General features: G+C 51.8%; 7 protein-coding genes and 5 pseudogenes. 4 read left to right on the top strand and 8 right to left on the bottom strand.

All coding sequences use genetic code 11. From position 1 onward, the window contains the following. Window positions 1-157 precede the first annotated feature (157 nt). The 4 genes and pseudogenes from EYC98_RS08290 to EYC98_RS08275 all read right to left on the bottom strand — a co-directional run bounded on the left by EYC98_RS08290 (window position 158) and on the right by EYC98_RS08275 (window position 5,976). A pseudogene (locus EYC98_RS08290) lies at window positions 158-857 on the bottom strand (IS6 family transposase). A 50-nt stretch (window positions 858-907) separates the two neighbouring features. Further along, window positions 908-3,769, bottom strand: coding sequence for a beta strand repeat-containing protein (locus EYC98_RS08285; protein WP_279244847.1), 2,862 nt, complete (start codon window positions 3,767-3,769; stop codon window positions 908-910). 523 nt (window positions 3,770-4,292) lie between these two features. Next, a pseudogene (locus EYC98_RS08280) lies at window positions 4,293-4,562 on the bottom strand (IS6 family transposase); the annotation flags it as partial. A 112-nt stretch (window positions 4,563-4,674) separates the two neighbouring features. Continuing rightward, on the bottom strand, window positions 4,675-5,976 hold the full coding sequence (locus tag EYC98_RS08275; protein ID WP_279244846.1) for a hypothetical protein: 1,302 nt from the start codon (window positions 5,974-5,976) through the stop codon (window positions 4,675-4,677). 547 nt (window positions 5,977-6,523) lie between these two features. On the opposite strand from EYC98_RS08275, the gene EYC98_RS08270 reads away from it, so the two are divergent. Further along, window positions 6,524-6,892 carry a glutaredoxin family protein gene (locus EYC98_RS08270; protein WP_279244845.1) on the top strand — a complete coding sequence of 123 codons (369 nt, stop codon included), beginning with the start codon at window positions 6,524-6,526 and terminating at the stop codon, window positions 6,890-6,892. Between the two features lie 25 nt (window positions 6,893-6,917). On the opposite strand, the pseudogene EYC98_RS21780 reads toward EYC98_RS08270, so the two are convergent. Continuing rightward, window positions 6,918-6,998 (bottom strand): annotated as a pseudogene (locus EYC98_RS21780) (IS6 family transposase); the annotation flags it as partial. Window positions 6,999-7,218: 220 nt separating this feature from the next. Here EYC98_RS21780 and EYC98_RS08265 point away from each other — a divergent pair. Then, complete coding sequence (locus tag EYC98_RS08265; protein ID WP_279244844.1) at window positions 7,219-9,174, top strand: DUF3604 domain-containing protein; 1,956 nt, start codon at window positions 7,219-7,221, stop codon at window positions 9,172-9,174. Window positions 9,175-9,360: 186 nt separating this feature from the next. Here the strand turns inward: EYC98_RS08265 and EYC98_RS21775 are convergent. Further along, a pseudogene (locus EYC98_RS21775) lies at window positions 9,361-10,070 on the bottom strand (IS6 family transposase). Between the two features lie 143 nt (window positions 10,071-10,213). Here EYC98_RS21775 and EYC98_RS08255 point away from each other — a divergent pair. Beyond that, complete coding sequence (locus tag EYC98_RS08255) at window positions 10,214-10,861, top strand: sulfotransferase family protein (protein WP_279244843.1); 648 nt, start codon at window positions 10,214-10,216, stop codon at window positions 10,859-10,861. A 150-nt stretch (window positions 10,862-11,011) separates the two neighbouring features. On the opposite strand, the pseudogene EYC98_RS08250 reads toward EYC98_RS08255, so the two are convergent. Together EYC98_RS08250 and EYC98_RS08245 are read right to left on the bottom strand one after the other, a co-directional pair. Further along, window positions 11,012-11,740 (bottom strand): annotated as a pseudogene (locus EYC98_RS08250) (IS6 family transposase). Window positions 11,741-11,782: 42 nt separating this feature from the next. Continuing rightward, on the bottom strand, window positions 11,783-13,663 hold the full coding sequence (locus EYC98_RS08245; protein WP_279244841.1) for a DUF3604 domain-containing protein: 1,881 nt from the start codon (window positions 13,661-13,663) through the stop codon (window positions 11,783-11,785). Between EYC98_RS08245 and EYC98_RS08240 the strand changes: the two genes are divergently transcribed. Then, on the top strand, window positions 13,638-14,768 hold the full coding sequence (locus EYC98_RS08240; RefSeq protein ID WP_279244840.1) for an AraC family transcriptional regulator: 1,131 nt from the start codon (window positions 13,638-13,640) through the stop codon (window positions 14,766-14,768). The two genes, EYC98_RS08245 and EYC98_RS08240, sit on opposite strands and share 26 nt — an antisense overlap. Window positions 14,769-14,810: the final 42 nt, after the last annotated feature.

Below are 14,810 nucleotides of genomic sequence, written 5' to 3'. Positions count from 1 at the left end.
ATTTGCTCGGACGCCCGGAGCCACAAATACCGCTAGATTGGTCAACAGATAGCCATCGACATCAGGACTAACGCAAATATGATTTTCAGGGAAATTAAAGTATAAGAAGGTTCTGGCAACTTAACTCTTAGAGACCGTTTGAATCTGCCATCCGATCTCAAGCAACCGCCCTACCCCATTCTTCGAACGCACTCATCCTGAGATCACGATAATGCTGAGCACCCACCTTGTGCCGACCCAAATTGAAGAGATTGGAGACCGCTGCATGCGCACCCAAAAATCTCTGCGCTTGACCTGTAGATTTGAATCTTCGCATTCCCCGCTCCCTCACCCTGGTCGCTTCATGACATTGCTCGGCCCGATTATTCTCATACTGTTCATTGCTGTGGATCGTGTCTGGAATTAACTCCCGGTGAGCGACTCCGTAGCTTCGTAATTTATCAGTCACGATTTTCCTTGGCTCGGTGCCACTGGATCGCAACAGGCGTCTGAAGAAGCGCTTGGCTGCTGCACCATCTCGCCTCGCCTGAAGGAACACATCAACTACTTCACCGTCTTGATCCACGGCTCGCCAAAGATATTGCTGTTTGCCGTTGATCTGAATGATGCGGCACACCGGCGAAGACCTCGTCGATGTAGAAGGTATCGCCATAGCCTCGGTGTTTTCGTTTCAACCTTCGAGCATAGAGACGGCCGAACTTGATGCACCAGAGGCGGATTGCTTCTCGGGATACAGTGATGCCGCGTTCCGCGAGTAGATCTTCAATATCGCGATGCCTCAGGTTGAATCTGTAGTAGAGCCAGACGGCGTAGCTGATGATATCAGGCGGGAATCGGTGGCGTTTGTATATATTCATCCACTGATTCTATCAATTTGGGCGACTTAACTTGGCAATACCCCCCCGACTCATGCAGACGATGACCTTATCCTTCCACGTCTCTTTCGCTTAATCCCCACCAAGCCAATCAACGCTGAACCGAAGAGCCAGGCTGCTGCGGGGATGGGGACTTGCGAAACGCTCACCCGCAGTACATCGGTACCCCATGCGTCTACATCTATCAAGAGCTGCGTTTCCCAACCGAGGCCATCGCCCAATAGTGCAAGCGTCAACAGATCGAAATCACCGCTCAAAGACGCCGCCGATAACAGATCGAAGCTGTCGCCCAGTTGCGCTTCGAAATCGTCATACAAGATAAGTTCCAGTTCACCGGCAAGCGTTGCACTGCCACTGACGTTAAGCACATCGTAGCCAGGGTAGTCTGGTGTGGTCCCCCCCAGCTCAAAGCTTAAGGTGCTGAGCTCATCCATAGCGAAGTCACCGTTGATGGTGAGGATGCCTGGCGAATTACCCGGCCCCAGCTCCGCGCCGCTGAGTGTGACATCGCTGTTAATCGTGCCGCGACCACCGACCGTACCGCCTTCGATATCAACACGGCTTTGCGTTAGCGTGCCATTAACGATGAGCGTGCCCTCTGTCTGCCGGTATGTTCCAGGCCCCTCTAGGCGAGAGCCGTAGCTCAGCATAACCGCGCCGCTATTGATCAGCGTGCCGTCGTTGCTTATTAACCCTCCGTCAATGTTGGTTAATGTTCCACGGTTATCCAAATGGCCATGGTTGAGGATGGTACCCTCATAAGTGTTATTCAGTATGCCGTTGTTGGTCAATAGGCGGGTGCTCTTGTTGGTCAGTGTACCGCCATAGTTGTTATTCAGAGTGCCTGAATTGATCATTGTAGCGGTATTTGTCAGAGTGCCACCGGCGTAGTTCTGCAGTAAACCGCGATTGATTAAAGAGGAGTGATGGGTGAGAGTGCCATGGTTGGTCAACGTGCCCTGGCTGCCCACTTCTATCATAGCAGCCGTTAGCGTCTTGCCAATATCCAAAGTGAAGCTACCGCTCGTGCCCAGCGACCTAGCCACATTGAACCTAAGCACATCGATTGTTGAACCCGTAAGATTGAGTGTGCCCCCGTTTACGTCAAAGATGCCCAAACTGCTATTGTCTGTGATTGTGTTAACGTTCAACACGCCTCCCTTCAGATCATAAGTACCCAATCCGTCAGAAAGGAAAGTGAGTGTGTTAGTGGTATTGATACCGCCGTTCTGCGTGAAGGCGCCTTGGCTGATGGATTCAGTATGGGCGGTAAAGCTCTTGCCGTTCTCAAGGGTGAATGTGCCAGCGCCATCACTACTACCAATGGAGAAGAAATCCACATCGATGGAAGCGCCAGTGAGATTGAGCAAGCCGCCATTCACAGCCAGGAAGCTCGTCCCGTCGCCGTTCGAGATGCTACCGACGTTCAGTGTGCCGCCGCTTAGTACATAGGAGCCCGTGCCATGTCTGCCAATCGAGAGATTGTTTCGAATAGTGGTGATGCCATCGCCTTGCTGGTACTGCGAGATATTTCCACCGTAGCGCCCGAGCCAGAGATTTTCGGTGGTGTTGGTGCCGCCGCTCTGGGTGAAGGTTGTATCGTGCGCAACCCGACCGATTATTTCGTCCTGGGCGACAAGGTTGCCTTCTTGCAGGTTATAGTGATGGTCAAGGTTGTTGTAATAACCCACCGTCAGAGTATCGGTGGTGATATTGCCACTCTGATTCAGGGTGCCTGCTCCCTCCCCACCGACCGTGAGCTTGTCTGTAACGAGGGTCTTACCGCTAGCCAGTGTGAAGTTCCCGGTTGTGTAGAGGGCGCCGCCGACATTAAAGTTGTCTACATCTATCGACGTGTCGGTAAGATTGAGCCTGCCGCCGTTTACGCTGAGTGTGCTGGTGCCAGACTGCGAGTTGAGTACATTCTGCACGTTGAGTGTCCCGCCTCCCAGGCCATAGGCGCCGTCCACTATGAGCAGCGAGTCTACAGTATGCGTGCCACGCCGGTGGCTAAAGGATCCACTGCCCGTATTTCCAAAAAGCGCCGCTCCAATTTCCACCGAACGGGTCTCCAGGCTGCCGCCATTGAGCACATAATAGCTGCCCGCGCCACCTACTGATCTCGCGACCTTAAGGCTGTCCGCCACAACAGCCCCGCCATTCTGGTTGAATGAGCCGGCTTCGAAGTAACCAACGCTCAGGATGCCGTTAACTGTCAGGCTGCCTTCTTCTATTCGATAATTTCCGTCACTACCCAATGCTGATCCAATTTCGATATTATCAGCGTCGGCCGCTCCGCCGGTTTGAACAAACCTGCCATAACCCTCGTTACCGACGCTAAGGTTGGACGCCATGAACCCACCGCTTGAGAGCCTGTAGGTCCCTTTGCTACCGGCGTCACCCCCGATAATGACTCCACTCACATCCAGTTGACCGCCGTCCTGTTCGAAGAAACCCTCTGCACCGTCCCGGTAGCCAATGATCAGCCGGGGCCCGCGCAGCGTTCCCCCGCTCAGCTCGTAGAGACCACTTTCGCCGTCCAGAAAGCCGACAATCAGTTTTGTAGTGTTGTTGTGAGTACCCCTGGTGTGTTCGAATCTCGCTGACGGACTCGAGTAACCCGAAGAATCACCACCGAGGTATACGGTGTCGGAGTTAAGAGTGCCCCCCCTGAGCCAATACCGGCTTTCAGGACTCGCATCACCTTCTCTGCTGGTGGTGCGCCCGATATCCAACTCATCAATGTTGCTCGTGCCGCCGTACTGGCGGAATAAGGTATCCTCGGAGCCCAGCGCCTGAATCCGCGCGTAGCTTGCGCTGAAGGTGCCGCCGCGCAGGAAGTATTCTGAAGCGCCGTACTCGTTTACCAGATAAAGGCGTGTTTCGATCGTCATGGAGCCACCGATTTGATCAACTCGGGCAGTGTCTGCGCTGCTACTAGTCCAAAGCGACAGGCTTTTTGCCTTGGCCGTGTCGCCAGGGTCGATATAGGCCGTGGTGAGTCTCGCAGGATTAAACCCACCAATAGTTATATTGACATCATCACTTAATGTGGGCTGCCTTAAGTCCGACCAGCAGGCGCTTGTCGCCCAGTCTCCGGTTGTGCAGGTGAAATCATACGCGTGAGCAGCACTCAGGTTTAGCCCACAGATCAAGGCAATGGAACACGAGAACGCTGCGCGTCTCTTGAGAGAAATAGGCAAGGACGAATTGCGAGGCCAATTGAAGGACGAATAGGCGCCTGATACCCTTTGGCTATCAGCGGCGCTTTGACGCCCTGTTGTTGTGAGCTTGATCATCGTTGTCATTCCCTGTGGTATATTGTTGGTCCAGCAATAATTTGTTGGTCCAGTATTATCTTGTCTACCGGTATTGGCAACTTAACTTATTGAGTCCGCTGGAATCTACCATCTGATATCAAGCTACCGCCCTTCTCCAATCAGCAAGCGCACTTACCCTGAGATCGCGGTAATGCTGAGCCTTGACCAGATGCCTACCCAGGTTGAATAAATTACTAAGCGCTGCATGAGCACCCAGAAATCGCCGAGCCTGCCTGACCGATTTGAATCGTCGGAATGCCGCACCACACATCCCTCGCTCCCTGACCCTCGTCGCTTCGTGCGATTGCTCGGCCCGATTATTCTCATACTGTTGAGTACTGTGAATTGTGTCAGGCATGATCGCTCGCTGTTCAAGGGGTCAGACTCCTTGAAAAGGAGCCGTCTGGCCCCTTGATTCGCCTTGATTCATGAAAATAGGAGTTTTAGGTGACCTGAGCATCCAGTTGCAGCGCGAATGCTCAGTCGGCGATGACGTAGCGGGCGTTTCTCAGAGAGAAGGACTGAGGCTCATGAGCAAACGCAAAGCCTAGCGGAGAAATCAGTTTACTCAAGTCGGTATTCTTAAATGTCGTCAGATCGATCTCATACCATTGCCAGGCATCAGTGAGCTGAAGCTCCACGCTCTCGGGTGCCACTGCGTCGGACAGGTAGCGATCCTTGATATGCACGGAAATAATCTCACTACCTGCATCGCCTTTCAGCTCCAGCACCAGTTTTTCGAAATGCGAGAAATCGAGTACCGCCCGATCGTCCTGAATATCACTCACCTCGATCCAGATAGCCGCCCACGAGTCGCTGCCTGGGTACTGGAGGTGCAAGCTGTCGTCAACCTTTTCATATGAGCGAAATGTAAAAATAGGCTCGAACCCATCGGCGACGCCTTGCAGATTGTAGAACTGCACGGAGAGCTGGCCGCCAGTTACGAGTGCTGCGTGGAGCGGCCAATCGTCAATCTGATCGATGCCAAGGATCGATAAACTCTCCAGATCATCGAACGGGCTGTTCCCAGACTCGAGCATGCCAGTAAAAGCAATGCCGAGCTGCATCAGTTTATCGTACTCCCGAACGATGGCGGATGCCTCCCACTGCAGATTGATCAGTTCACGGACTGCAGCGCCATTGATGATTCTTGCCCACACAGGCTGCATTTCCTCGAACCGGTCCTGGGTCAGGGCTCTCGGCGATCGGAATTCCCACTGTGCGACGGTATCCGGGTAAGACAGCAAGAAATCCCTATTCAGCGAGTTCACCAGTTCGTTGAACCTTTTTTCGAGGTTCTCGATGTGACTGACCTGGTCATAATACTTCGAGAGCAATCTCTCTACGTCACGACCCTGCAGCCGCCCTCTAATGCCGGAGTTATTCAGCGCCTCATAGCCACTGGTGTCGGCGTTAAAATACAGGTTCTTTCCCGCCGCAGCCGCGACCCTATTAAAAAAGTAAATTTCAGCAACATTGTAAGAGTAGTCAATCCGGCCGATGATATTATCAACCCGCGTAGCGTCGAGAACCCTTGCGGTACGGTTTTTGCGCAATTCATCGATTTCCCCGGCATCGTCGCGCATGTTTCCCGCGATGACATGCAGGTAGCTCTCTAACATTGTCTCCTGCTGCCTTTCGGTATTCCAGTTATCAATCTGCAGCGCAATCATAATGCCGATGATAATCAGCAGGATCTCGCCAACGCCATATAGCAGGTATTTGCGCATATTTTCCCTCATGAAATGACCGTGCTTCAGCTTCCTTGACAACAACAGCATGAACGGTTTTTCCTGCTTGATAAACCGGGCGCTACGAACACACAACAACTGCGGCTCATCGCCCGAGAAAAACAACCTGTGGGTAGCGAACTAGAATTACCCCAATAGTATCAGAAGCTTAGCCGTGCATGGCGAAATACTAATTCATCAACGATTTCAGGTGGTTAGCGAAACCAGCTTGTTCGCTCCTGGTTCGAATTTCGGTTTCAATTTCCCCTTACCTTTCTTCGACTTACTGCTACAACAACACCAACCAGCTCAGTCTCGGGTCGGTATAGGTTCGTAGTACGGGGAGGACAGAAACCCCACAAGAAAAACCGTTTACAAATCTTCCACTTACAGCCAAGATTCCCCACACTCCCAGCTACTCATAATCGGCAGGTCGAAGACGGTCGGCCGCTGCCGTTCAAGTCCTTCCGGGCCCACCATTTTTTTTATAAATCATAGAGTTATAACTGCTTAGAGCGTCCGACTATGCTGGCCACAGGGGTTACACCTGTGACCCCAGAGTCGGATGGTCACTCATAGCGACTGACAGGACAGCACCATGCGCCTCATCCGCCTTATCCTCGGCCAACTGATTCTATTGCTGAACTGGGTATTTACGCCCAGAAGCATCAAGCGTGATGCAGCCCTGCAAGCCACCATCGACCATCAAACCGCCAGCCTGACTCTGTACCAGTACCGCGCCTGCCCCTTCTGCGTGAAGGTGCGCCGGGCTATGAAACGCCAACGGCTGAACATCCAGACCCGGGATATCAAGCGCTGTGACACTGCACGGGCAGAATTGCTAGCTGGTGGTGGGGACTTGAAGGTGCCATGTTTACGGATTGATGAGGGTGAAGGTGGGGTTCAGTGGTTGTATGAGTCTGGGGATATTGTGGGGTATTTGGAGGGGAGGTTTGCTGCTGGGTAATTAGTCTTCGAGCTTGCGATGACTGACTGATGTTGAATCGATAGCACAGCCAGACGGCGTAGCTAATGATGCAGGGTGGGAATCCGTGGCGTTTATATGTGTTCATCTGCCGATTCTACCAGTGGACGGCATTTAACTTGGCAAAATCCAAAATCTTCTCTATGACCAGTGGATCTTGTTTTTATAAACACCGGAAAGCAGAATAGTGTCCTATAATGAAGAGCGAATTTGTTTGTCTACTGGTCTGCATACCGTAGCTCCTTGAGCCCACGCTCATAACAGTCAGGCATTAAACCTGATCATGTTCGAACCGAACGGGGAATAATATGAAGAAAGACGCATTGGTTGCCATCTCGGTCGCTTTGCTAGTCACATGGCTCGTATCTTCGGCAAGTGCTGACTATGCGGGAAGCATTCTGGGTAATGAAGCTGCTATTAAGCAGAGCATCATAGCCGCAGAGAAAAAGCCGCTTAAGGAGGCGGGTTATTCACCCTACGCAGGCAAGAATTATCCGGGTCAAGTACTGTGGGGAGATACGCATCTGCACACAAAACTGTCCCTTGATGCGCGAGCTTTTGGTGCTACGCTTGGGCCCGAACAGGCTTACCGGCTTGCGCGCGGCGAAGAAATCACCTCCTCTCATGGCGAGCGTATAAAGCTGTCTCGCGCCCTGGATTGGCTTGTTATAGCGGATCATTCCGATGCCATGGGTGCAATGGATGAGGTTATTAAAGGTAATCCGGAGCTATTAAAGGACCCTACCGTTAGAGACTGGTATGACCGTTTGGCCAGGGGCGGTGACTCACAGCTCCAGGCTACCATGGAGATTATTGAAACCTTTGCTGGCGTTTCCGGTGATACGGTGCCCGCGGTTTTGACCGGCGATGCTTTCGTCATGTCGGTTTGGGAACGTTATTTGGAAACGGCTGACGCCTTTAATGATCCTGGAAATTTTAGTGCAATCATTGGTTATGAGTGGACGTCTACCGAGGGCGGTAACAATCTGCACCGTAATGTTATCTATCGCGGGGGATCGAATCAGGCAAAACAAATGCTGCCCTACACTGCCGCCGCGAGCTTTAACCCGGAGGACCTCTGGAAATGGATGGCGCGTTATGAAGATAAATCAGGAGGACAGGTTCTTGCGTTGGCACACAACGGTAATGTGAGCAACGGAATAATGTTTCCAGAAATAAATCCTGAAACGGGTAAGCCGCTGACAAAAGATTATGTCAGCTCCCGCAGCCGCTGGGAGCCGCTCTATGAAATTACTCAAATCAAGGGTGATAGTGAGTCGCATCCATTGCTTTCCCCCAATGATGAGTTTGCCGGCTATGACACGCTATGGGACAAAGGCAACCTGGGTCCAGTCCCCAAAGAAGACGACATGCTGCAGTATGAATACGCCCGCGAGGCATTAAAGAATGGCTTGAAAATTGAGAGTACGCTTGGCGTTAATCCTTACAAATTTGGCGTCGTTGGATCGACGGATAGCCATACTGGAATGAGCACCGCAGAGGAAGAAAATTTCTTTGGAAAACACTCGGGAAAGGAACCTCATTCTGGTCGCTGGGAACAGATTGTGGGTGATTTTGATACCGTTAAGTACTACGGATGGGAACAGGTGGGCGCAGGTTATGCCGCGGTGTGGGCCACGGAAAATACCCGGGAAGCGATCTGGGACGCAATGAAGCGCAAAGAAGTCTATGCAACCACCGGCCCAAGAATCATTTTACGTTTCTTTGGCGGCTGGGATTTCACTGAAGATGATGCCCGGTTGCGTGATCCTGGCTTGATCGGCTACAGCAAAGGCGTACCAATGGGTGGTGACCTTGGTAGGGTGTCAGGGCAAAAAACCCCGACGTTTTTAGTCGCAGCACTTAAAGATCCCTACAGCGGTAATCTTGATCGCATTCAGGTGGTTAAAGGTTGGCTGGACAAGAATGGCGACACCCATGAACACGTCTATGACGTAGTCTGGAGTGATACTGAAACACGCCAGCCTGATAAAGAAGGCAAACTTCCTCCTGTGGGCAATACCGTGAACGTAGAAGAAGCCTCCTGGAGCAATACCATTGGTGACTCAGAGTTAATTACGGTATGGAAAGACCCGGATTTCGACCGGGATCAAAAAGCCTTCTATTATGCGAGAGTGCTGGAGATACCTACTCCCCGTTGGACGGCCTATGACGCCAAACGCTTTGGAGACACGATGGACAAGAACGTGCCAATGACGACTGATGAGCGCGCATACAGTTCGCCAATATGGTACACGCCTTAAGCGTCAGGCATTAATAAGCATCTGCGCAGGTAGACCTGCATTGGCCTGACTGATCATTGCGGAAGCTACCTGAGGATTAATGGGGAGGGTTCTGGCAAGTTAACTCGTTGGAACCATAGAAATCTAGCACCACAGCCGGTTCTGGCAACTTAACTCTTAGAGACCGTTTGAATCTGCCATCCGATCTCAAGCAACCGCCCTACCCCATTCTTCGAACGCACCTGCCCTGAGATCACGATAATGCTGAGCACCCACCTTGTGCTGACCCAAATTGAAGAGATTGGAGACCGCAGCATGAGCACCCAGAAACCTCCGAGCCTGCCTGACTGATTTAAATCGTCGCATCCCCCGCTCCCTGACCCTCGTCGCTTCATGCGATTGCTCGGCCCGATTGTTCTCATACTGCTTAGTACTGTGGATCGTATCGGGGATCAGCGCACGATGCGCTACCCCATAGCTTCGGGGTTTGTCTGTCACGATCCTTCTGGGCTCGCCACCATGACTGCGCAATAACCTTTTGAAGAAGCGTTTAGCTGCTGTACCGTCACGCTTTGCTTAAAGATATACATCAACGACTTCACCATCCTGGTCTACCGCTCGCCATAGGTAGTGTTGCTTACCATTGATTTTGATGAAGACTTCATCGATATAGAAAGTGTCGCCATAGCCCCGGTGCTTTCGCTTTAGTCTTTTGGCGTATAGCGCTCCAAATTTTATGCACCAGAGCCGGATCGACTCTCGACTGACAGTGATGCCTCGTTCGGCTAGCAGATCCTCGATATCTCGGTGGCTGCTACCGCGCCTGAGATTGAATCTGTAGTAGGGCCATACGGCGTAGCTAATGATATCGGGTGGGGGGCGCCTAGCTGGAATCTGTGGCGCTTATATGTAGTCATCTGACAATTCTAGCAAATACGGCTACTTAACTTGGCAGTACCTTTGGGAGGCATGGTATTGAGGTGGCTAAGGTCTCGAATCGCCCAAACGGCGACACATACTCTATACTCTTTGAATACCTAATTATTTGCGGGAGAGTGATATGGCATTGAAAATTATCGGCGCAGGTTTCGGTCGCACCGGCACCATGTCACTGAAGGCGGCACTGGAGCAAATGGGTTACCCCTGTTATCACATGGTGGAATGCTTCCCAAAAGGGCCCAGGCACTGGAAGCTCTGGGAACAGGTGGGAAACGGCGCACCGGATTGGGATGCGCTTTTCGAGGGCTTTACGGCAACAGTCGACTTTCCTGCCTGCACCAGTTATGCCTCACTGGCCGAGTATTACCCTGATGCGAAAGTTGTGCTTACTGTACGGGACCCGGAGAAGTGGTTTACTTCAGTCCAGAGCACGATCTTTGGCAAAGAATGGATAGAGTTCCTGCCAGGCACCGAGGCGGGTGCTTACATGAAGGCGACTGTCGATGACTACTTCGATTGTCGGATGCATGATCATGATCACCTTATCCGGCGATTCAATGAACATGTTGCCGATGTCAGGGCAAACATAGACCCGGAACGGCTGCTGGTTTTCGAAGTGGCAGATGGTTGGCAGCCACTATGCCAGTTCCTGGATTTGCCCGTTCCCGAAGGTGCGTTCCCGCGCATCAATGATACCGAGGCGGTACAAGGCATTATCAGAGCCATCATGGAAGAAGGGTTCCAGGCGGCGCTGGGCTACAAGGGTTAGTAGAGTCGTTATTCAGGTGGAAGCCGCCCTACACCGCCCCAAGCCCCGAATGTCTGCTATAGGTAGAAGCGGCCATATTTGCACCGGCGAGTGGCTAATTGGGTTTTGACAAGTAAACTTTTTGAGATCACAGGAATCTATCCTCAGATCTCAAACTACCGCCCTACTACAATCAGCGAACGCATTCATCCTGAGATCACGATAATGCTGAGCACCCACCTTGTGCCGACCCAAATTGAAGAGATTGGAGACCGCTGCATGGGCACCCAGAAATCTCTGCGCCTGCCTGACCGATTTGAATCGCCGGAATGCCGCACCACACATCCCTCGCTCTCTAACCCTTGTAGCTTCATGCGATTGCTCGGCCCGGTTATTCTCATACTGTTCATTGCTGTGGATCGTGTCTGGAATTAACTCCCGGTGAGCGACGCCGTAGCTTCCTAATTTATCAGTCACGATTTTCCTGAGCTCGGTGCCACTGGATCGCACCAGCCGCCTGAAGAAGCGCTTGGCGGAGGTACCATCACGCTTGGCCTGTAGATACACATCAACGACTTCACCATCCTGATCCACGGCCCGCCATAGGTAATGCTGTTTGCCGTTGATTTGAATGGTCCGGCACACCGGCGAAGACTTCATCGATGTAGAACGTGTCGCCATAGCCCCTGTGCTTTCGCTTCAATCTTCGACTGTATATAGCACCGAACTTGATGCACCATAGGCGGATCGATTCACGAGTGACGATTATGCCTCGTTCGGCGAGCAGATCTTCGATATCGCGGTGGCTGCTACCGCGCGCCTGAGATTGAATCTGTAGTAGAGCCAGACAGCGTAGCTGATGATGTCAGGTGGGAATCTGTGGCGTTTATAGGTGTGCATGCGTCGATTCTATCAATATGGGGCAGTTAAGTTGGCGATACCCTATTCTGGTGTGTACCAAATTGGCGAGGTGTAGGCTCGTTCCTGCAACACCATCGTCACCTCCTCCGGCATTTCTATTGCATACCTGACGGCATCAAAGGCGGTCCAGCGGGGCGTCGGAATTTCTATAACACGCACGTAGTAAAAGCTCGGTACGGATGGATCAAAATCAGGATCAAACCAGGTAGATACAAGCATCGCCTCACCGATAGTATTCTTATAGGTTGCTGTCTTAAGGTCGACAGTGGAACCCACCGGGGTTTTGCAACGCCCATCCAGGCCCACTGTTCTATCACCGGAAACCGCCGCGTCATAAATTCGCTCGTGCTGGTTTCCTGCAGAATCGACCCACCCTTTAATCACCTGGATCCTATCAAGGTTAGCGCCATCAGGGTCCTTCAAGGCCGCGATCATCATAGAAAATCTCTTCCCTTCGGGGGCCTTGGCAAGATCGCCGCCCATTGGCACTCCTTTCTCATAACCAATGCGTGCGAAGTTGTTGCTATAAGCATCATCACTCGAATAGTCAAAGCCACCAAAGGCGCGAACGGTCATTCTGGGCCCGGTCGTGGCATAGACCTCCTTCCTTTTCATGGCATCGAAAATTGCCTCTCGAGTATTCTCTTTTGACCAAACGGCGGCGTACCCCGATTGCGAAGTCTGCCATTCAGTGAACTGCTCCAACACACCGGGCACAGTAAGCGGAGGAAACTTTTTGCTCCAGCGACCAGGCGCGGGCGCGGCCGTTCCATATTTCCCCAAAAAGTTGTCCTCTTCAGCATTGGAAAAGCTGGTGTGGGAATCTGTAGATCCAATCATGCCGAACTTGAAGGGGTTTTTACCGAGAATTTTTCCCTGAGCCAGCCCATGCTTTAGGGCGGCGCGGCTATATTCATGCTGCATTAATTTGGGGGATGTTCGTTTTGTCACAATCAGGTTACCCAGATCCCAGGTTTCAAAATTCGCAAACTCATCGTCCGGCGAAAGCACCGCATGGGTTTCGCTATCACCTTTCATCTGCGTGGTTTCAACCAATGGCTCCCAGCGCATACGATTTTCAGCGTACTTTTTCGATAGAGGCTTACCATCCAGATCCTGCAATGCGAACATCCTTCCGGCAGACAAGTTACCGTTATGCGGAATGGAGAAAACCTGGCCGCCGGTTTTCTTTTCATAACGGGCGAAATAATCCCAAAGCTCTTCCGGGTCTTCACCATCAAACAGACTAAAAGGAATCACCTGGCTGGTCTTGTCGGCGCCATCTCTGAACATCACCACTCGATGGAGATTGTCGCCACCATCGGGCAACGACGAGTACTCGTAGCCGATGAATGCAGTAAAGACACCAGGATCGTTATACTCTTCAGCATAATCAATGACTTTCGCCCAAACTGAACGGGTAAACTCCTCACTGAGCTCACGCGGTTGGTTGGTAGCGCCATCATTTACCATCTCACCAAAAACCTGCAGCAGTCCTCCCTCCTGGGCCATTTTTGACCAACGGGCGCCGGGCTCTGTTGCTTGCAATAATTTGTCGCCGGTGTTTACACCCTGAACCACTCCCATGTATTCCGCGTGGTCCGCTATGACAATGAAGTCTAGCGGCCTGGATATGCGAACGGGCACACCGTCGTGACCGTTGATGACTTTCCCCTTGGCAAATTCATAGGCAGCATCAGAACCCAATGTGGTATTGCCATCGCCATAGGCGTCGAATGACAGTGACGTGTGCAGGTGCGTATCACCCCAATAGACATTGTTGGGGAAGTTATCATTTACATAAGGCGAATAAATGTTATCCGCGCTGCCTTGTGCTTGAAGATTCAAGGCAATTGGGGAAATTATAAGCGCGAGAATGGCAACTAACGTTCCATTTTTCATTACAAATGCCTTCAATATATCGGTAATAGTGGTTATCGCAGAGCAAGCCGTGACAGCAGATTCAACTGCTATAATGATCCTACACCGAGCGACAGTAATTAATATGCAAAATCCGCAAAACCAATGTTCAACGTCGTTTATAGCCGCCGATGCCCCGGTGGCTAAGATACAGTCAATATCCCTGACTACCGAGGATCCCGCGAGTTTCGAAATGGCACTGCGGCCCTGGGAACTTCTATGCAACCCCAGTACCGGTGGAAAGTTCAAACACTCTCTTAGCTCAGTTGTGACGCCACTGTTCTCGATTTACCAGGAGAAAATCAGTCTAGCCGCGCAAGTGCGGGGCCTGTCCCCAGCCGGAACTCTGGTATTGGCGATACCGCTGGGAGCGGGCAGAGATGCTCGATACTGGGATGAACCGCACTCTGGCAAAACCATTCCGGCGACGCTACCAGGACCATTGGACGTGGAGATTAGGGAAGGCCACTGTCAGCTCGTTTTCATGATCGATTTAAACCATTGCTGGCGGCGTATGGATCAGCAGCTGGCCGATGTCTTAATGACAACGGTGGCTGCGCATAACCTGCCTATTCAACATCAGGTCTTAACTAACCTGGTTTTTTGGGGAAAACGAGTTTTGGATCTGGCCCATTCGGATCTCGCTAAGATTCGCGATGCAGCTGTACTTGATGCGTTAACAGAGGAACTGGTGTCCCATCTCACATTGATCGCTGCCCAGTTGGCGCCAATAACTGAGAAAGTACCCAATGCTACGAGAGAAAATGGCATGCGTCGGGCACTTGAATATCTGCGCTGCCATCGCGAAACCACACATGTATCTGTTACAGATCTGCTCGAGATCGCCGATATCAGTGAACGCAGCCTTCAATATGCTTTCAAAGACGCGTTTGATATGTCTCCACTGACATACATGAAACGCCGAAGATTACATTTCGCTCGCCAGCAACTGCTTTCCGCATGCTCCAAGGATACCAGCGTATCCAAGGTCGCCACTGGCCTTGGGTTTTATGAACTGGGGCGCTTTGCCAATGACTATCGCCGGGTCTTCGGGCAGCTCCCTTCGCAAACTTTGCGAGATTATTAGGCTACTCTAGGCGTATGAAAGGTTTTGGCAAGTTAAGTATTT

Source organism: Candidatus Litorirhabdus singularis, from assembly GCF_026262625.1.
In the GTDB taxonomy this organism is placed as follows: Bacteria; Pseudomonadota; Gammaproteobacteria; order Pseudomonadales; family Halieaceae; genus Litorirhabdus; species Litorirhabdus singularis.
This window is presented reverse-complemented; position numbering and strand designations above follow the sequence as displayed.

Bases quoted from the DNA above. Each gene is read 5' to 3' on its own strand.
- EYC98_RS08240 (WP_279244840.1), top strand. From the start codon at position 13,638: ATGGCAACTAACGTTCCATTTTTCATTACAAATGCCTTCAATATATCG.
- EYC98_RS08275 (WP_279244846.1), bottom strand. From the start codon at position 5,976: ATGCTGTTGTTGTCAAGGAAGCTGAAGCACGGTCATTTCATGAGGGAA.
- EYC98_RS08270 (WP_279244845.1), top strand. From the start codon at position 6,524: ATGCGCCTCATCCGCCTTATCCTCGGCCAACTGATTCTATTGCTGAAC.
- EYC98_RS08285 (WP_279244847.1), bottom strand. From the start codon at position 3,769: ATGACGATCGAAACACGCCTTTATCTGGTAAACGAGTACGGCGCTTCA.
- EYC98_RS08265 (WP_279244844.1), top strand. From the start codon at position 7,219: ATGAAGAAAGACGCATTGGTTGCCATCTCGGTCGCTTTGCTAGTCACA.
- EYC98_RS08255 (WP_279244843.1), top strand. From the start codon at position 10,214: ATGGCATTGAAAATTATCGGCGCAGGTTTCGGTCGCACCGGCACCATG.
- EYC98_RS08245 (WP_279244841.1), bottom strand. From the start codon at position 13,663: ATGAAAAATGGAACGTTAGTTGCCATTCTCGCGCTTATAATTTCCCCA.